The sequence below is a fragment of the Salinimicrobium soli genome (genome assembly GCF_048323655.1).
Classification (GTDB): domain Bacteria; phylum Bacteroidota; class Bacteroidia; order Flavobacteriales; family Flavobacteriaceae; genus Salinimicrobium; species Salinimicrobium soli.
In genome coordinates this window covers 486,305-503,952 of the sequence record NZ_JBLUWW010000003.1, presented here as the reverse complement: position 1 = coordinate 503,952, position 17,648 = coordinate 486,305, and the positions used below count along the sequence as shown (strand labels likewise).

General features: G+C 37.1%; 17 protein-coding genes. 1 reads left to right on the top strand and 16 read right to left on the bottom strand.

Features of this window, described 5'->3' with window-relative positions; genetic code table 11:
* Positions 1–2: 2 nt before the first annotated feature.
* Genes ACNORC_RS11700 through ACNORC_RS11675 form a run of 6 tightly spaced genes read right to left on the bottom strand, consistent with a single transcriptional unit; the run spans position 3 to position 6,383 of the window.
* The gene (locus ACNORC_RS11700; protein WP_418335830.1) at positions 3–812 is read right to left on the bottom strand and encodes a polysaccharide biosynthesis/export family protein; all 810 of its coding nucleotides are present in this window, start codon (positions 810–812) and stop codon (positions 3–5) included.
* The gene (locus ACNORC_RS11695; RefSeq protein ID WP_418335829.1) at positions 813–2,795 is read right to left on the bottom strand and encodes a polysaccharide biosynthesis protein; all 1,983 of its coding nucleotides are present in this window, start codon (positions 2,793–2,795) and stop codon (positions 813–815) included. It lies immediately after the preceding gene.
* Between the two features lie 25 nt (positions 2,796–2,820).
* Positions 2,821–3,966, bottom strand: a complete 1,146-nt coding sequence (locus tag ACNORC_RS11690; RefSeq protein ID WP_418335827.1) for a DegT/DnrJ/EryC1/StrS family aminotransferase — start codon at positions 3,964–3,966, stop codon at positions 2,821–2,823.
* Complete coding sequence (locus ACNORC_RS11685; protein WP_418335826.1) at positions 3,953–4,567, bottom strand: acetyltransferase; 615 nt, start codon at positions 4,565–4,567, stop codon at positions 3,953–3,955. The genes ACNORC_RS11690 and ACNORC_RS11685 overlap by 14 nt, the downstream gene beginning before the upstream one ends.
* Position 4,568: 1 nt before the next feature.
* Positions 4,569–5,174, bottom strand: coding sequence for a sugar transferase (locus tag ACNORC_RS11680; protein WP_418335825.1), 606 nt, complete (start codon positions 5,172–5,174; stop codon positions 4,569–4,571).
* Positions 5,175–5,216: 42 nt separating this feature from the next.
* Entirely contained in the window at positions 5,217–6,383 is a 1,167-nt protein-coding gene (locus ACNORC_RS11675; protein WP_418335824.1) for a glycosyltransferase family 4 protein, read from the bottom strand.
* A 168-nt stretch (positions 6,384–6,551) separates the two neighbouring features.
* Between ACNORC_RS11675 and ACNORC_RS11670 the strand changes: the two genes are divergently transcribed.
* Complete coding sequence (locus tag ACNORC_RS11670; protein WP_418335823.1) at positions 6,552–7,532, top strand: glycosyltransferase family 2 protein; 981 nt, start codon at positions 6,552–6,554, stop codon at positions 7,530–7,532.
* On the opposite strand, the gene ACNORC_RS11665 is transcribed toward ACNORC_RS11670, so the two are convergent.
* The 10 genes from ACNORC_RS11665 to ACNORC_RS11620 all read right to left on the bottom strand — a co-directional run bounded on the left by ACNORC_RS11665 (position 7,485) and on the right by ACNORC_RS11620 (position 17,648).
* On the bottom strand, positions 7,485–8,450 hold the full coding sequence (locus ACNORC_RS11665) for a polysaccharide deacetylase family protein (RefSeq protein ID WP_418335822.1): 966 nt from the start codon (positions 8,448–8,450) through the stop codon (positions 7,485–7,487). The two genes, ACNORC_RS11670 and ACNORC_RS11665, sit on opposite strands and share 48 nt — an antisense overlap.
* A gap of 198 nt (positions 8,451–8,648) precedes the next feature.
* A complete protein-coding gene (locus ACNORC_RS11660; protein WP_418335821.1) occupies positions 8,649–9,551 on the bottom strand; it encodes a hypothetical protein in 903 nt (300 codons plus the stop codon).
* Between the two features lie 297 nt (positions 9,552–9,848).
* The gene (locus tag ACNORC_RS11655; RefSeq protein WP_418335820.1) at positions 9,849–10,772 is read right to left on the bottom strand and encodes a GNAT family N-acetyltransferase; all 924 of its coding nucleotides are present in this window, start codon (positions 10,770–10,772) and stop codon (positions 9,849–9,851) included.
* Positions 10,773–10,829: 57 nt separating this feature from the next.
* Positions 10,830–11,939: a glycosyltransferase gene (locus ACNORC_RS11650; protein WP_418335819.1), complete on the bottom strand. Its 1,110-nt coding sequence runs from the start codon at positions 11,937–11,939 to the stop codon at positions 10,830–10,832.
* Positions 11,940–11,992: 53 nt separating this feature from the next.
* A complete protein-coding gene (locus ACNORC_RS11645) occupies positions 11,993–13,081 on the bottom strand; it encodes a glycosyltransferase family 4 protein (RefSeq protein ID WP_418335818.1) in 1,089 nt (362 codons plus the stop codon).
* A gap of 94 nt (positions 13,082–13,175) precedes the next feature.
* On the bottom strand, positions 13,176–14,402 hold the full coding sequence (locus ACNORC_RS11640; RefSeq protein WP_418335817.1) for a glycosyltransferase: 1,227 nt from the start codon (positions 14,400–14,402) through the stop codon (positions 13,176–13,178).
* Positions 14,395–15,456, bottom strand: a complete 1,062-nt coding sequence (locus ACNORC_RS11635) for a polysaccharide pyruvyl transferase family protein (protein ID WP_418335816.1) — start codon at positions 15,454–15,456, stop codon at positions 14,395–14,397. The genes ACNORC_RS11640 and ACNORC_RS11635 overlap by 8 nt, the downstream gene beginning before the upstream one ends.
* A gap of 131 nt (positions 15,457–15,587) precedes the next feature.
* Positions 15,588–16,355, bottom strand: a complete 768-nt coding sequence (locus tag ACNORC_RS11630) for a glycosyltransferase family 29 protein (protein ID WP_418335815.1) — start codon at positions 16,353–16,355, stop codon at positions 15,588–15,590.
* On the bottom strand, positions 16,352–16,981 hold the full coding sequence (locus ACNORC_RS11625; RefSeq protein WP_418335814.1) for an HAD family hydrolase: 630 nt from the start codon (positions 16,979–16,981) through the stop codon (positions 16,352–16,354). Before ACNORC_RS11625 ends, ACNORC_RS11630 begins: the two co-directional genes overlap by 4 nt.
* Positions 16,959–17,648 carry an acylneuraminate cytidylyltransferase family protein gene (locus ACNORC_RS11620; RefSeq protein WP_418335813.1) on the bottom strand — a complete coding sequence of 230 codons (690 nt, stop codon included), beginning with the start codon at positions 17,646–17,648 and terminating at the stop codon, positions 16,959–16,961. The genes ACNORC_RS11625 and ACNORC_RS11620 overlap by 23 nt, the downstream gene beginning before the upstream one ends.

Below are 17,648 nucleotides of genomic sequence, written 5' to 3'. Positions count from 1 at the left end.
GATTATCGGCTAAATAGTATAAACAAACTGAATGCAGTGGTCAAAATGGATACCAGCCCCTGCCAGCTGGTAATAAACCCTGCAGATTTTACTTTGCGATAGGTGGGTTCCACATATACAATATCGTTCTGTTTTAAATAGTAGTAGGGATTTTGAAATATAGATGATTGAGTAAGATCCACCCGCTCATAATTTAATTTACCTTCATGATTCCTTATAACCAGAATATTATGTCGTTTTCCATCATAGGTAATATCCCCCGCCATGGCAATAGCTTGCGGAACAGAGATCCTTTCATCGGGAACCTGAATTACCTGACTCCCTGTTTCACCCAGAATGGTTATTTTGAAATTTACAATCCGTACTCTTACAACCGCATCGGTAACATATTCTTTCAATTTCGAAGTAAGTAAGTCTTCCACTTCTCCTCTTGTCCGCCCTCTTACCTCAATTTCACCCAATACCGGAAAATTTATAAAACCTTCCTTGTTAACCAGGTAACCGTTAAGAGCAGCATTGTTCCCTCCACTACTACCTCCGCCGCTCTGGGAATTAATATCCATCTTAAACGGTTCCACAAGTTCATCATTAAGTGAGGAGACATCTATTCTTAGAACATCATTCACCTCAATCTCAGGAACAAAATCTTCGGGAGCATCCATTCCCTGGATCCTTTCAATATTTTGAAAATATAAAATCTCTTTTTTAGTAGAACAGCCGCTCAATAGGAGTAACAAAACTGTACAGAAAAGAACCGGTTTAAATAGAAATCCTAATGACAAAAAATAGGGGGGATAAATTGGTTTTAACATCTAACTGATTTTCTTCTTTTGATCATGCACCGGAGAAGCCTTATCCAGCTTTTCAAATGCTGAATTATTACTTTTAAATTCCGGCACGAGTTGTTTTAGCTCTCCAACAACCCTATGCCCTTTTAACTTCGTTGCAGATCTGATTATCTTTTCAATAGCAGCATTGATCTCTTCATAATTTCCCGGAAGATCCTCTGCTATCATAATTTTTTTATGATGTGTAGGCAAGGTTTTACTTTTGTCACTTAACAATTCCTCGTATAACTTTTCACCCGGACGCAGACCAGTAATCTTGATCTTTACCTGCTTGTTCGGAATGTATCCGGCAAGTTTAATCATTTTAATGGCAAGATCCATAATTTTTACCGGTTCTCCCATATCAAAAATAAAAATCTCCCCTCCATTTCCCATGGCTCCTGCTTCCAACACCAACTGACATGCTTCAGGAATGGTCATGAAATAACGAATGATATCAGGATGAGTTATGGTAACGGGACCGCCCTTCTCTATTTGCTTTCTAAAAAGAGGAACTACAGACCCATTGGAACCCAAAACATTTCCAAATCTGGTGGTGATGAATTTCGTTATTGCACCATCCTTTTCACAGGAATGGTAAAGGGATTGAACATACATTTCTGCAGCCCTTTTTGAAGCTCCCATAACATTGCTTGGATTCACCGCCTTATCGGTTGAAACCATTACGAAATGTCCCACATCATATTTGACAGCAAGGTCAGAGAGGTTCTTAGTTCCCAGAATGTTTACAAAAACTGCCTCATGTGGGTTTTCTTCCATTAATGGCACATGTTTATAAGCTGCCGCATGATATACCACATCAATTTCCCTTCTTTTAAAAAGCAATTCCAAACGCTTCTTATTGCCTACATCACAAATAATACATTTGAAATTAAGAGACGGAAATTTAGTCTGTATCTCCAATTGTAGATTATGTAATGGAGTTTCAGCCTGATCCAGGATTAGTAATAATTCAGGTTTGTATTCTGCCACCTGCCGAACGATCTCACTACCAATAGAGCCTGCACCTCCTGTAACCAGGATAGTCTTACCCGTTAGTTGTTGCTTTTTATTCTCCTTATTAAGCAAAATAGGCTCCCTGTCGAGAAGGTCTTCTATTTGAAGGGATTTCACTTTATGGGATACTGATTGTTCATCCTCATAACTGGAAACAATAGGAGCATTAAAGACCTTAATATCATGCTCAAGACAATCTTCAACTACTGCAAATTTTTCTTCCGCGGTGAGGGTGTTTTCAGATAGAATCAGGGCGGTTGCACCTAATGCAATAGCTTCCTGGCTTATTTTTAAACCATTATAAATAACAGGATGACCTAAAATCCGAATGTTCCGACGGGAATTGTCGTTCGTAATAAACCCTTTGATCTCAAATCTTTTAGGATGTTCAATTTCCAGGGCTCCTGCAATTGAAATCGCATTTTCATCAGCTCCAAAAATTACAGCTTTTTGAAGGTTCTGGTTTTTTTGAGTGTTTTTGAAGTATTCATAGACCTGCTTGACTGTAAGCCGGAACAAAAATAAAAGGGCAAAAGAAACTAGAAAGTAAAATATGAGACCTGCAACCAGGTATATTTTCTCTCCAATCAAAGCATAAGTCCCATAATTGATTGCCAGAAGGGTACAAAAGGTACTAAAACAGGCCAGCATGATCTTTAAAGCATCAACATAAGAGGAATGCCTAATAAGACCAGCATAGGTTCTAAATACAATAAAATAGACAATATTTACACCTAACGCGAGCCCCATACGTTGTGGTGCAGACAAGAAATCATAAAAATTATCGGTAAGGTCCTGCAGTGCTAATATGGTGAGAACATCAGCAACCATGATAATGAAAATATCAATGGCCAAAATCGCCCAACGCGGCAAATATTTAATATTCCGAATATCCAATCTGCTTTCCGAAGAAAGGATCTGCTTTAGGGCGTAATTTAACCTCTTACCCATAAATTCGTATTTGGAACATTAAATTTTAAGTTAACTCAAAAAAATCTTTGATAGCTGTCCTTATCCTGCTTTTCTCTTTTTCTCCAAGGTTAGAACCTGAAGGCAGGCACAACCCTGTTTTAAAGGCCTTTTCTGCTACACCATTCCCGTAGAACAATTCTTTTTCAAAAACGGGCTGCAGGTGCATAGGTTTCCATAGCGGCCTGCATTCGATATTTTCACTTTCCAGATACAATCTCAATTCCTCAAAATCGACCGTTCCGTCTGAGAGAACAATTGTTAACCAATGATTACAAAAATACTCTTTTTCGGGTTCTCTTTGTACTCTCACCCCGGGAACATTATCAAATAGGTCCAGGTAAAAGTTATGCATTTCCCTTCTCAGGATTACGTGTTGATCCAGTACCTCCATTTGACCTCTTCCTATTCCTGCAGATATATTACTCAACCGGTAGTTGTAACCTATTTCGCTATGTTGATAATGTGGAGCCTCATCTCTGGCCTGGGTTGCAAGAAAGACAGCCTTTTCCTTGAGTTTCCTATTTCTGGTTATAAGAGCACCTCCCCCGGAGGTTGTAATGATCTTATTTCCATTGAAAGAAAGTATCGACATATCTCCTAAAGTGCCACATTTTTGACCATTATAGGAGCTTCCCAGAGCCTCAGCACTATCTTCAATAACAGGGATATCGTAAGTTTTCGCTACCCTGTTTACTTCATCTACTTTATATGGCATTCCATATAGGTGAACTGCTATAATAGCTTTCGGTTTTTTACCATTAGCTATCCTGTCTTTTATTGCTTCCTCCAGAAAAATTGGGGAAATATTCAAAGTCTCCTCTTCACTATCTATAAAAACAGGGGTTGCTCCCAAATAGGTAATGGGATTAGCTGAAGCGGCAAAGGTTAGACTTTGACAAATGACCTCATCTCCTCTCTTCACTCCTGCCAATATCAGTGCCAGGTGTAGAGCTGCAGTCCCGGAGCTTAATGCGGCCACCTCGCCATGGGAAAATGAGTCTGAAAAAAGATAGTTCTTTATATCCTCTTCAAATCCATTGACATTAGGACCTAATGGAGCAATCCAATTGTCCGTAAACGCCTGCTCCACATATTTTTTTTCAGTTCCGCCCATATGCGGTGAAGAAAGCCAGATCTTATCTTGTTTCATACTGGTCTTTAAATTTAATGATCTTTCCGGGATTTCCAACTACTGTAGCATAATCAGGAATATCTTCTATCACCACAGCACCTGCACCAATGGTACACCATTTCCCAATTTTGACACCCGGAATGATTACAGCTCCTGTTCCAACCTGAGTGCCTTCCCCAACCTGTATTCCTCCGGCAAGAGTAGCATTAGGAGAAATATGAACAAAATCTGCGAGTAAGCAGTCGTGCTCTATCACCGAACCCGTATTAACGATGCAATGTTTTCCAATAATTGTATCGGCATTAATGGTGGCATTGGCCATGACCACTGTGCCCTGACCGAGTTCCACGGTAACGTCTACTACAGAGGAAGCATGGCTTATGGCCTTACTTATTGAGGAATTAAGTTTTTCAGAAACTTTTTTCCGGATCTCATTATTACCTATCGCTATAATAGTCTTTCTTCTCAAAACATCCGGTGTAAGATTATGTGTAACCGGATAATTATAAATACCTGTTATCGCTTTATTATCGTCAATAACATAATCTATACTCTCCATACGTGAATGGATAATACCTATAATGACTTTTGCGTGTCCGCTTGCCCCATAAATGTTCATATCAATTCTTTCCGTTAAAAGGTTCGGTAGTTGCCATATTGGAAGTATTTATACCTTCAGATAATATTACTTTTTTAAAGGTTTGGAATAAAATTTTTAGATCCAGCAGAAAAGAGACATTCTCTACATACCATACATCAAGCTTTAATTTCTCTGTCCAACTAATAGCATTCCTACCATTAACCTGTGCCCAGCCAGTAATTCCTGGCTTAACTTCATGCCGCCTGCTTTGATCTTTTGTATACAAAATCAGGTATTCTGGTAACAAGGGCCGGGGACCCACAAGGCTCATATCTCCTTTCATAACATTGATCAATTGCGGAATCTCATCAACAGAAGTTTGCCTTACCAATTTTCCGACAGGTGTTAACCTTTCAGAATCCGGTAAAAGATTCCCCTGCATATCTTTTTCATCTGTCATCGTCCGGAATTTAATGATTTTGAAGATCTCCCCTCCCTTTCCAGGCCTGTTCTGGAAAAAGAATGGTTTTCCTTTATTGGCTATTGACAGTAGGAAAATAAATATTACCAATACAGGACTCAAAACTGTAATTCCAATGAAAGCAATAACAAAATCTATAAAGGGTTTAAAATATCTTCTATACATGCTTGCTTCAGCGGAATTTTCCTTCAATTATTGTTGGCGAAGTTAGGATTTCAGTTTTTGAGATTCTAATTTTTTATATTCTCTTAACAGTTCCCTCCAGAATTCTTTTCTTTCATACTTTCTTACAATTTCCTTTCGGGAATTAAGAGCCAATCTTCTCCTCAACTCCGGGTCACGGGCCAAAGTGTTCATTGCCCTTAGTAAAGCCTCTTCATTTTTAACCGGAATAATAATTCCGTTCTTCTCGTCCCCGACCAATTCATTACACCCTATTATATCTGTGACAATAGCCGGTAGCCCCATTGAGGCCGCTTGCATTACCACGTTTGGAAACCCTTCGCGATAACTTGGAAAAGCTAATACATCAGCTACTGCAAGAAAAGGCCTCACATCTTCCTGATAGCCGGTCGTTCTAATTTTGGGATGCTCCTCAATAGCCTGAATATTCTTATTATCAAGGGGATCAAGTTCATGTTCAAAGGAGCCCACCAGTAATAGAGTTAAATTCTCCTGTACTTTTTGGGCCTTTATAAATGCCTGAACCAGTTCGTTTATTCCTTTATCGGATACCAATCTACCAATAAAGATAAACACAATGTCATTTAAAGGTATTTTTAGCTCTTGTCTTATTGACATTCTCTTGTCCCTTGAGAACTTCTGAGGGTCAAAAAAATCGGTATCTATCCCATTGGAACTCCCTTCACCAAGGACCTGAATTTTTCCCGGGTTGACCAGCTTTTCCCTGGTCAAGAAACTTTTCAGGCCTTGAGAATTAGGAAACACTTTTGTTGCACAGGAATATGTCAATTTTTCAACCTGTAATAGGATCTTTCGTTTTATACCTTTGGTTTCCATGAGAGGCATTCCGGCCACAGTATGAAGTCGGATGGGGACATTCGCCATTCGCGCAGCCAGCATTCCAATTATTCCTGCCTTTGGAGTATGTGAGTGTACTATTAAAGGCTGTTCTTTTTTCAGAAAACTGTAAAACCTCCAGAGGGCCTTGATATCTCTAACCGGTGTAATTTCCCGGGTCATCTCAACATGAAAGGTTCTCACCCCGTTGTTCAGACCATATTTCTCCAGCCTATCCTTTTCAGCAGAAACTGCAATCACATCATAATGATCACTCATATAGGTAAGTTGACCTTCCAAAAGTTTTTCAAGAGACAGAGGGATTGTTGTGACGCGAATGAGTTTTAAAGGCATAATGATAATTTAGGTAAAAGTACTTTTTTTCCATATCATGTAAAACTTTACCATGGGCCAGTCCTACTATATTCGGAGAGAAGAGCAGATTTTATTAAAAAAAAAGTGAATACTCATTTTCAAATTTTATATTTGGTGTTATTATACTTTATAAGGCCATTCCAATAAATGAATTTCCAAGAATTTAAAAGGGTTTTTGAAAAAAAAAAAGTTATAGAATTTCCGAATAAAACCCCTGAATTTCCGCTACTTAGCGTATGCATCCCAACATTCAATCAAGTAGAATTTATTACCGACTGTTTAAATGGAGTTCTAAAACAAGAAACTGACTTTCCTTTTGAAATTCTTCTAGGAGACGATGGCTCCTCAGATGGAACAAGAGAGGTCTGTATCTCTTATGCAGAAAGGTATCCAGAAAAAATAAGACTATTTTTACATTATAGAGAAAATAACATAAAAATAGAATCAAAAGCCACCTCTATTTTTAACGCCCTATATAATATCTATTCAGCAAAGGGAAGATTTATAGCCTACTGTGATGGAGACGATATTTGGGCAGATCTCAGCAAAGTTCAAAAGCAAGTGGATTACCTTAGCTCCCATTCTGAAACAGTCCTCTGCTATCATAAAGTAGCTATAATCGATGAGGGGAAAAAAAACTTACCCACTCCTCCATACATGGACAGATGGAAAAAAAACTTTTCTAGCGAAGAATTACAATGCGCGAGGGAACAACCTCCTATTTCCACCTGGTGTTTTCGAAATGTAATAAAGGAGTTTCCTATAGAATTTTTCAGTGTTTTTAATGGAGATAATTTTATTGTTAGCCTACTAGGAAATTACGGTAATGGAAAATTTCTGGAAAATATAAAACCTACACTATACCGTAAACATTCAGGCGCTATGTGGAGTTCTGAAAATAAAATTTTTCAGTTACGATCCAAATTCAATACCTACAGAACCCTTAGTGAATATTATGAAAGAACTTACCGTAATGAACTTTCGGGTCACTTTCATAAAAGAGCCCAAAACTACGCAAAAATGATTCTGAAACTCCTTTTTAGTCAAAGGCAAATTTTCTATTTTTCAAGATTTTTTGCATCAAATCTTAAATTTTTTCTGAGCTACAGTAACCATATTCAGAGATGAGAAATTATACCTACATTTAAGTTTGATATAAAACTTAAGCAAATTTTCAAGCTCCTCCAGACCCTTTTCAGGGTAAGTACCAAAATTGTGAGGATGCCACCACAAATGATAGATCTCCTTCTTGAAAGCCGCTGAACTCATCTCTGATTTTACTCTTTTCAAACGTGCTTTATCCAGTAAAATTTTCCCGCTATGAGGTCTCAGTAATCTGCTTGCCTTCTGCCCGAAAATCTCTGGATGGATATCTTGAAATTTTTGGTAAGATCGATTATTGAAGCCAAGGTAGGCATCCGCTGTTCTAAATATTTTTTGTTGCAGGCTTTCCTGCTGCGTATTTTTCCAATACCAAACATCCGGGTTAGTTCTAACTGCACGTAAACCCATATATTTACATTCATCCAGATAATCCTCATTGTACTGATTCCTGGGAAAAACCAGAGACTTAAATTCTATACTAAATTTATTGGCTAATTCTCTGGCTTTTACAAGATCAGCCTTAAAACTAATTAGGGTCTGACCCGGTTCCAGGCAGTAGTAGTGGGAATAAGTATGTGTACCTATTTCCTGCCCCGGGGTTTGCCTGATCCTTTTTATAAGATCAGGAGCAAAACATAATCCCTCAGTTTCTTTACTCTGAATGGTTTTACCATAGCTATAAGCAGAAAGTTTCTCATTATTGTAATCTGGTAGTACTTTTGGTATATTGTAGTTCCACTCATCCCAGTTTTCATTAAACAACATGCCTACGGTTGCCCAGGTACATGATATCTCATATTTCTCAAACAGGTGCAGGATCTCCGGAATAATTTTTCTTGTATTTTGAAAATAACCCTTCTTCTCTCTCCAGTTCACCTTATCAAATACACCCCAAAGAAGTTCAAAATCAAGTGAAATTACTAAAGCTCCATTATTATTCATGTTTGAATTTCGCGATTCGTTAATTCGTTAATATGGAAATCGAGAAGTTCCAATATCTGATCACTGAACACTTTTTCCCCAGTCCTCTTGTCTCCACGTCTCCAAAGTTAATTCTCTTATCACTAATTTCCACAATCTCCTTGTCCCCTATCTCACAGTCTTCCAGTCACCTTGCCACCTCGTCTCCCAGTCCTAATGCTAAACATCCACTTCCATCTCCCTAATTCTCCGCTCCCTCAATTTCCGCTGTCTAATAAATCTATCATATTTGTTTTGCGCCAGAAAATAATATATTACAAAAAACAAAAAGTACATGACCATCGATTTTTGACGCATAATAATACCCAGGTTGGACATCACAAATGCCATTGCCAGGGAAGCCAGGAAAAATGTGGTTAAACTCATCTTTACACTAATTGGTGCTATTTTCAGAAAACGAATAAATTTCCCATTTAATATTTTAAAAAATAGAAGCAAATAAATAAGATTTTCTACAGAGACTATAAGACCTAAAACTCCGGGAGCATCAAGAAATAATGGTCTGAACCAAAAAGTAAACAGTTTCAAGGGAAGAGGATAATTGGCCATACTTACTCCTGACCCCGATGAACTTAATTTTCCAGCTTGTTTTTCAGAAAATTCAGAAAACCCTTCCACTAAATCTTCAGATTGGTCTAAACCAGCTACTCCTAAAATTGTGTCCTGAACCATTATTAATCCTCCAATCAATATTGTATATATTAATATTTTTCTTCCAAAGGAAACTTTTTCTTTCCCGGTCATGTAGCCCAATACTGTTCCTAAAGCTATAAATAGAAAAACATGAGGTCTTATATAATAAATTATTAAAGAAGAAACCAATAAGATACCCCACCTCGATTTGGGTTTGCCTATACCATACGCAAACATCATTAAGCCCATGAAAATAGGAGCTCCTTTTCCTAGCGAAGCAGTCCAAAAATGCATATTCGGAAGAAAAAGGACCAGAATTAAAAAATCAACATTAAAAACGTTGATTTTTATTGGTATATTCTCCCTAAAGAATAGATATGCATACACAAATCCCAGAAATCCCATCCAGGTGAAAAGCACCATCATCATCTCATAATTAAAATTTAAAAGATTAATGAATGGCCATGACATAAAATCTATAAAGGTAGTACTGGTACCAAAAAAGGACCACCAGGTATCACCGGACTGAGGTCTACTGAAATAGAGTTTTGAATCAGAATTATTGAATAAGGCGTAAGTATAGTATACGGCGCCAAAGAAAAAATGGTACAAAAATAAAGAATTCATCAACTTCTTGGAAAACCATTTATGCTTCTTCCAAAAATGATTAAATAACCCCTGACTGAGGAGAAAAAGAAATAGTATTAAAACAAGCGCACCAACCATTTAAAAAAGTTCTAGATCACCCAAACTATAAGCCCATGAATCTAAATTCAGGAAGTCGGACTGAGAGAGAGTAACAGATTTATAAGTTAAAGCAGGCCCAAAATTTCCTGTAATTCCAGATTTAAAATGTATGCCTGTATCGGGAGATATACTTAATATCATTGCTCCTGAGGATTTTGCCAAATTAAGAATAGCCGATTTAGCTGTTTTTTTCGCACCTCGTGCAATTATAGCTTCCGATATCCGGAATTCTTTAAATTTATTCCGTGGCTTAACGTAACCGGCAATAAAATAATTTTTATCTATTAGTACCTCATATTTTTGCAATGGATTATTTAGATAACGCCAACCTAAATACAGCTTATCTTTAGGAGTGAAAAGTTGATCTGAAGTTTTCCGTTCCTCATAATATGATTTTAGCAGCTCTTCGCAATCATCCAGTCTGCCTGAAACTCCATAATCTATCTGCTTATCTTTTAACGAAAATATTTTAGTAAAACGTAAACTAACTTTAATCTCACCAACTTCTTTCCATCCCATTTTAAGGTATCCCGGTTTACTTTGAGCATTCGGGGTGTTAAACACAAAATGATCTCCCCGTTCCTTCCCAATTTCAAGAGCTTTCAAAGTTAATTTTTTAAAAATCCCCTTTCCCTGGTGATTGGGATGCGTGGCTGTGTCTACTGCTCTGAAAGCGGAAAAGGTTTGCTCTCCCTTTTGCCATTTCCATCTCATAAATGCCCTCACTCCTACTACTTCTTCAGCTTCTTCAGCGACAAGCACAAGAGATTCCCCAAAGGGATTATTCACATGTTTATATCGCCAGACCTCTCCTGTCTTTTTGGAAGAAGTCTCTCCCAGACTCGCCTTTAAGACCCTTAGAATTTGAGGAATATCATGATGACTGGCTTCTCTAATGGTCATTTGTTATGAGAGTTAATTTGTTAATCTGTATATTTTTAATTCCAACTCAGCATTTCATCACTTCGTCACAAAATCGCTATAGATTATTTCCAATTCATCCACCATTTTAGTGAGACTAAATTCCTTTAAAACTCTTTCTCTGGCTGCTCTTTTAAAGGTTTTTAATTTTTCGGGGTCATCTATTAGGATTTGACAAAGGTCAGAAAGTTTTTGCCAATCTTCAACTTTGCAGGTCAAGCCGTCCTCTTCATTCCTGATCACCTCCTTTATTCCCCCGGCACTAGTAGAAACAACAGCGCACTCCATGCTCATAGCTTCCAGCAAAGCTATTGGCAAGCCCTCAAAAGAAGAGGTCATCATAAAGATATCCAAGGCTTCAAAATAGGATTTTACATCTATCTTCAGTCCGGGTAAAAAAACTATGTTTTGCAATCCGCTATCCTTCCACTCCATTTTGATCTCCTTTTCCAATGGTCCTGCTCCGACTATTATACCGTATACATTGGAATTCTTCTCCCGTATACGCTTTATCACCTGCAGCCATTCCACAAGTCGCTTTTGAAACCTGAATACAGCCACGTTTCCAATGACAATAGCATCTTTAGGAATACCCAGTTCTCTTCTAATATGAGAGTTACATGATCTTTGAAAGGACTCCGTGTTAACCCCGTTTAATAGGGTGCGGACCGGAATGTTCGGTTTAATATTTTCCTTAATCGAATCGGTCACATCCTGAGACACCCCAAGTGCAAGACTCTGTGAATTAAAACTTATTTTATTAATACTCTTTGTTGCAGGATGATAACGCTCCTGCATATTGTGCTCAGTGTAGAGCATCGGAATTCCGGTTTTTTTATGGACCCATCTTCCTAAGAATCCTGCCCAGGGAAGATGACAGTGGATCAAATCTATTTTGTGATCCTTACAATACTCAATAGTTTTTTTATACTGAAGTAATAAGCGAATGTTATCTTTCGCTTCCAAGCATGCTACCCTTCCTCCAGCTTCTTCAAGGGAACCAACCATTTGGTCTTTCCAAGGAAGAAAATAGATGTAATGAAATTCAAATTTATCTTTATCGTGAAGCTTCAGGGTTTCGGGAAGTAACATTTCTGCACCACCTCTTCCTAAAGATTTAATAATATGCAGAACTTTAATTTTAGTCATCTCCGGTAATTTTCGGAACAAATAATTTGGCTAATTTCAAACTTTGAAAAATATTAATTCTTCAATTCATTATAAATGGATAAAAACCGTTTAGATATAATAGAATTTAGGAAACGATCATGGATCATTTTATTCGCATTTTGTATTTTTTTAGCAGATTGACTATCACTATTTAAGACCTCTCTCAAACTATTAATAAAAGTTTCTTCATTATTCTTTTCCACTAGCCAGCCAGTATCATGTTTTACAACTTCTTTAATTCCTCCTACATTATATGCGATGACAGGAGTATTGCAGTACATAGCCTCTAAAATCACACCAGGAAGCCCTTCAATCAAACTAGGAAGAACAAAAGCATCTGAATGTGAAAGTATTTCCAACACATCATTCCTGTAGCCTAAAAAATGAATTTTATTTTCCAGATTTAAACGCATTACTTCCTGCCTGACTGTTTCTTCCAACTTTCCCTTCCCAATTAATAACAGTTGGGCATTTGGATATTCATCAATTATTTGCTTAAATATATTAACAAGCCTTTGATGATTTTTCTCAGGAACATATCCTCCAATATGCGTGATGATCTTATTATTATCATGCAGAAAATCCAAATCGTGAATGTCTCCACTAATATCCTGGTCCTCAACTCCAATTTCCACGGTGTCAATCTTTTCATCGGGAAAATTAAATATTTTCTGAAAATCATTTTGACATTCCCTACTAACGGAAATAACAAAATCTAGCTGGCTTACGTAAGCCTTATTCAAAAAGTATTTAATTTTGCTATCGACAAAATCTCCCATTTTATTAGCATTCCTAAAAATTATCTTCGCATCAAAAGGATAAAATATTTTAGAACTTACCATAAACTTTAAAGTATCTCCTGCATTTGCCTGGACTATATCTGCCTCAAAATCCTTAACCAGTTTACTGAATTTTTTCCATCCATACGGATCAAAAAATCTTTTATTCGGAGGACGATCTAGTTTTACTACTTCACCTTGGAAGGGGAGTTCTGCATCTCCGGGAAAGATACTTACAACCAATAACTCATGGCCTTGTTCCTGCAAATGGTTGGATAGCTGACAGGCAAAGATTTCTGCCCCCCTTAATTGAGGTTTCTGTATAATTTGTAAGATTTTCAATTAAATTTCAATTTTGATAATAATGCTATTTTATTTCATTTAACTAATCTGGCGAAAGGAAGTATTTAAATTACTTAATAGACTCGTTTAACCTTCAGTTTTTAATACCGAAATAGTCTTCTATCATTAGAATTTGCTTGGAGATACCCATTTCTTCTATTGAGTAGCTTCTTGCCTTTGAACCTGCTTCATTTATTGATGCTCGATCTCCCTGGATTTTTTTGATCATTTCGACTATCGATTCTTTAGAGCCTGGAGGCACTAACCAGCCACCATTGCTCTCCTTGATCACCGTTTCAACATCGCCTACAGCTGATGCGATCACAGGTACGCCAGCAGCAAAAAATTCACGAAGTTTTAAGGGTGAATAATGAAATCCTTCTTTGGATTGAGAAGGTAAGACGGCCAGGTCAAAACTACTTATATATGAATGAATTTCGCTGTGAGGAACGTTTCCGGAGAATATCACTCGATTGTTTAAGCCGTAGCTTTCTACCTTTTCTTGCAAACGAATACGTTCAGGACCATCCCCAACTAACAATAATTTCGCTTCTGACATAGTAGAGGAAACATCCAAAAAGGCTTCAACTAATAAATCTAAGCTATGGAATTTACGAAAACTACCAACCCATCCTATTACAAAATTATTGTTTAATTCAAAGGTTTCGCGTACTTCACTACCTTTAGCCCCATCAAACATTTTTTGTGATACCGTACATGGTGTGATAAGAATACGACTTTCAGGTATCCCAAGATCCATAACCGCGCGCTTTACATCTTCACTTACAACCAGAATAAGGTCAGCTTTTTGGCAAGGAAATGCGTCTCCCCGACTTTTCGCAAACCACTCCCACCCAAACCGTTGTACTCCCCACTTTTTGGACTCCCAAACATATGGAGCGTCTACAAAAAGAACTGAGGGTACTCCTAATCTTTTTGCGAGCTTTAACCCTTTTGTTTGAAAAAGATCATGGTGCTGCCATACAAATGGTGCATTCTTGAATCTCTCTAAGTTAATGGATAATGCTTTTTGTTCCTCATGATACCAGCGTAAATCCTTAGCAAACATTTCAAAGAGCTTAGCTAAATAGGTATGGCGAAACCAATTCGGTTCCTTTTTTTTAGTTTTTCCAGTGTCAGAAGGAAAACATCTTGCCCTGATCTCCTCCGCAGAATACGATGATTCGCCTGCTATCACCTCTGCATTTCCATAATGATCTTCAAAGCCATCTGCCCAGTTAGCAATAGTTACCCATACAGCATCTGCGCGTAATCGATTAAAACGTGGAGCTACAAGTGGTACTGATACCATTTTAGTCATTCTTATTATTTTTTTCTATGATATCAAGTGCTTTAGATACTTTAGCCCCGATATTGGACTTATCATTACCAACATAAAAGATAGCTTCTTGTTCTGACTCAAAGCAGTCTATATAATTCCCAACCTTCCTGTAATGATTATCAAGAAGAACTTGGGGTTTTCCTATAAGTGTAGAAACAATGTGGCCGTGAAGTCTATCAGTTAAAACAACTTTCCCTCTACATAAAATTCGAGTCCCTCGATTAAACCTTCTCTTGGCAAGTAAATCAAAAGAAGCCGCATTTATGCTCCAGAAATGGTCCCTAATTAATTCGGAATTCCGGAAAACACTTTGAACAATGCGTCGGATTCGTACTGTAAACTTAGGACTGAATTTAGAATAGAATCTGCCAGGCTCACCTGTAAGCCAATCTAATTTTTCGGTTTTGAAACTGAAAGATTCGCTTTTCTCACCCGTAGATTCATGATCGGTTCTTGATAGCCATACAACATCCACTACCGGTCTTTCGCTTTGAGCTACTGGTCCCATAGCTAATGCCATATCTGGACAAAGTTCCACATTCAAATTCAGCTCCTTTAAAGTACGTAGGCTGGCATGGTCGCGCATGAGAATATGAAGATCTTTATGTGCTCTCCCTATTTGTCCAAACCTTGCTTTTTGAGTATCATCATCAAAATGAACACTCTGCGGCAGTTGTATAATTTTCTTGTCCGGGAATAATTGAATTATTCTTTCTCGAAACATTTGATGTTCCGGCCAAACTGAGCCCAAATTACCACCGCCATGAAGCAAAACAACACCTTCTTTTCCTAAACGCTTCCGAAGCGCTTTTTCAGAAAAACCATATATATCACATTGATATACAACATTTACTCCCATTTTTTTTAAAGCGGCTTTTTCCCCTAACCATATAGCATTATCACCAACATTATTATGGTTCGGAAAATCAAGTAAGGCTACTTTTGTTCCCTTAATCAACAACCGATCGAGGCAGCCGTAAAGTAATTTTTGCTGATTTTTTATATTATTTATAAAAATATTCTTCTCACTCATATAACTACATCATTAATATTGAAAAAGTAGTGGCTGCTTCTTACAACTCATACTTTCAAATTTGAAAATCTTGACTTTTATATTTGGAATTTTAGAATTGACCAATTAGCAAAGATTTCGTTCGATTAAATTTAAATTTTCCTTACTTTTTGGATTAAATCTGGTGAATCATACTTTAAAATGTTATAAAGTTTTTCATCGACGGTTATTCTTTTAACGGGAGACTTCTTTATTAGCTTAAGAAAATGTTCATATTCCAAATCAGGATTATGAAAACCCTGATTTTGTATATGCTTGTAATTGTCCTTAAGGTCCCTCACATTATCTCTATATCCTTTGGCATAAGGTGTTTTAAAAAAGGTAAAACCGGTAATAAATACTTCCTTGCAGTGGGAAGTAAGCGCTGAGTAAAGCACAAAAAAACCCCTCGTAGGAAAATAGCCATCAAACATGTTCGAAATCTTTTGGTTGTCGCTGTAGGGTAGCGTATAGATTGTCTGTTTCGTATTCAAATACTTTTTGAAATAATTGAACATCCAATGCCAGCCCTCTTTATCAAACCGGGGCTGTATAAGGTACTTAACACCGAACTTCTTAAAAAGATTCCAATCCAATGGCCCTCCTCCTCCGGAATGCATATTTTCATGAAAATTGTGAATTAAAATATCTGTTCTGGCACCCAAATACTTTTCATTAGCCGGATTCCAGGTAATCAATGCTTTGTTCATCCGAATAACAAGATCATAACTGTCTATGATGCGTCCATTCTCCTGTTCATAAGCTGAATCTGCCGGTCCTACAACCGCTAGCCGTTTATTATAAAATACCTTATTCGGCCTAAAAACCCGGACTCTTAACGGCATGATCAATAATCCAAGGATTGCTTTAATTATTTTCATAATTTACTGAAAGAGGTAATATAGAATCTTCCCTTATTTCGGAGAGCAAGCTGATTATAGCCCATAAAATCAATTTTATTACTACTTGCCGCTTCATAATCATTAATAGAATCTCCTATTAACACACATTTATCCTTTTCATAATCGTGCTTTAATAAAAGCCGATTCACCAGTTCTGTTTTAGCAGTGGGAGAACCATGAACAGAGGAAAAATATCGAGCAATCCCTATTTTACCACATAAAAACCTTAGCTCATCCTGGTCAGAGCCGGAAACAATATGCATTTTATAATTAAGGTGGTTTTTTTGGATAAAATCTAGGCTATCGCTAATCAATAAAGAATCATCTACCAATAATTTTTTCATGATAATAGAGAATTCAGAGGCCAATTCCTTAATCTTTTCTTCCGACACAATTTCTTTTCTGATCTCCTCAAAGAAATATCGAAATTTTACATACCTCGATAATCCACCATTTTCCAGATGAAACTTAATCAAATCATCCACCTGTGCCTTAGGGAAATCCTTTAAGACTACTTCAAAACCTTTATTTCTAACAGGCATGGAATCCATAATTACCCCATCAAAATCCCAAAATATCACTTTATAGCTTTCCAAATTTCTCATATAATGCTTCTGCAATTTTAAAATCTTCTTCCCAATCTACATCTACTGAAATAAGCTTATCCATTTCAAACAAATTAGGATTCTTTCCTACCCTGTCGTTATTATTTTTATAAATCTCTCTTGGACATATAAAGATTGCACTATTGATCTCATACAACACGTCCAGATCCTGGGTTTTCGGCCATCGCTCCTGTCCCTTTCGATTAATAATGTCGTTCAACTCTTTTTTCCATAAAAAATTTTGAAAAGCAGTCACAGACATTAAAGAATCAAAACCATTTTCCAGGCCTTTATAAAAATCTTTTATGCTATCTTCATAAACTTTCGTACTAACCATTGGAGAAGTGACGTGGGTCCAGAGGATATTTTCAGCACTGGTTACTTTAGGAACATAATCAATTAAATCGCTTAAACTGGTTTTGCTTTGTGCTAAATAGTCAGGACGGATATCAATAGTTAATTTCGGAAAGTAACTTTGAAAACTTTTACCTACCGCTATTGATTCCTCATCATTTGTGGAAAGAATAACTTCATCAACATTTAATTGAGCCAATTGTCTCAACTTTAGCTCCAATAAACCTCCTTCAAATTCAGCAAATTTTCGTGTATTTTTATTTTTAATTCGTTCACTCCCCTTACGGGTGGGTAAGAATACCGATATAGACAT

Bases quoted from the DNA above. Each gene is read 5' to 3' on its own strand.
- ACNORC_RS11700 (WP_418335830.1), bottom strand. From the start codon at position 812: ATGTTAAAACCAATTTATCCCCCCTATTTTTTGTCATTAGGATTTCTA.
- ACNORC_RS11690 (WP_418335827.1), bottom strand. From the start codon at position 3,966: ATGAAACAAGATAAGATCTGGCTTTCTTCACCGCATATGGGCGGAACT.
- ACNORC_RS11630 (WP_418335815.1), bottom strand. From the start codon at position 16,355: ATGAAAATAATTAAAGCAATCCTTGGATTATTGATCATGCCGTTAAGA.
- ACNORC_RS11675 (WP_418335824.1), bottom strand. From the start codon at position 6,383: ATGCCTTTAAAACTCATTCGCGTCACAACAATCCCTCTGTCTCTTGAA.
- ACNORC_RS11620 (WP_418335813.1), bottom strand. From the start codon at position 17,648: ATGTCTATATCGGTATTCTTACCCACCCGTAAGGGGAGTGAACGAATT.
- ACNORC_RS11660 (WP_418335821.1), bottom strand. From the start codon at position 9,551: ATGATGATGGTGCTTTTCACCTGGATGGGATTTCTGGGATTTGTGTAT.
- ACNORC_RS11625 (WP_418335814.1), bottom strand. From the start codon at position 16,981: ATGAGAAATTTGGAAAGCTATAAAGTGATATTTTGGGATTTTGATGGG.
- ACNORC_RS11635 (WP_418335816.1), bottom strand. From the start codon at position 15,456: ATGAGTGAGAAGAATATTTTTATAAATAATATAAAAAATCAGCAAAAA.
- ACNORC_RS11695 (WP_418335829.1), bottom strand. From the start codon at position 2,795: ATGGGTAAGAGGTTAAATTACGCCCTAAAGCAGATCCTTTCTTCGGAA.
- ACNORC_RS11685 (WP_418335826.1), bottom strand. From the start codon at position 4,567: ATGAACATTTATGGGGCAAGCGGACACGCAAAAGTCATTATAGGTATT.
- ACNORC_RS11650 (WP_418335819.1), bottom strand. From the start codon at position 11,939: ATGACTAAAATTAAAGTTCTGCATATTATTAAATCTTTAGGAAGAGGT.
- ACNORC_RS11640 (WP_418335817.1), bottom strand. From the start codon at position 14,402: ATGACTAAAATGGTATCAGTACCACTTGTAGCTCCACGTTTTAATCGA.
- ACNORC_RS11655 (WP_418335820.1), bottom strand. From the start codon at position 10,772: ATGACCATTAGAGAAGCCAGTCATCATGATATTCCTCAAATTCTAAGG.
- ACNORC_RS11680 (WP_418335825.1), bottom strand. From the start codon at position 5,174: ATGTATAGAAGATATTTTAAACCCTTTATAGATTTTGTTATTGCTTTC.
- ACNORC_RS11665 (WP_418335822.1), bottom strand. From the start codon at position 8,450: ATGAATAATAATGGAGCTTTAGTAATTTCACTTGATTTTGAACTTCTT.
- ACNORC_RS11670 (WP_418335823.1), top strand. From the start codon at position 6,552: ATGAATTTCCAAGAATTTAAAAGGGTTTTTGAAAAAAAAAAAGTTATA.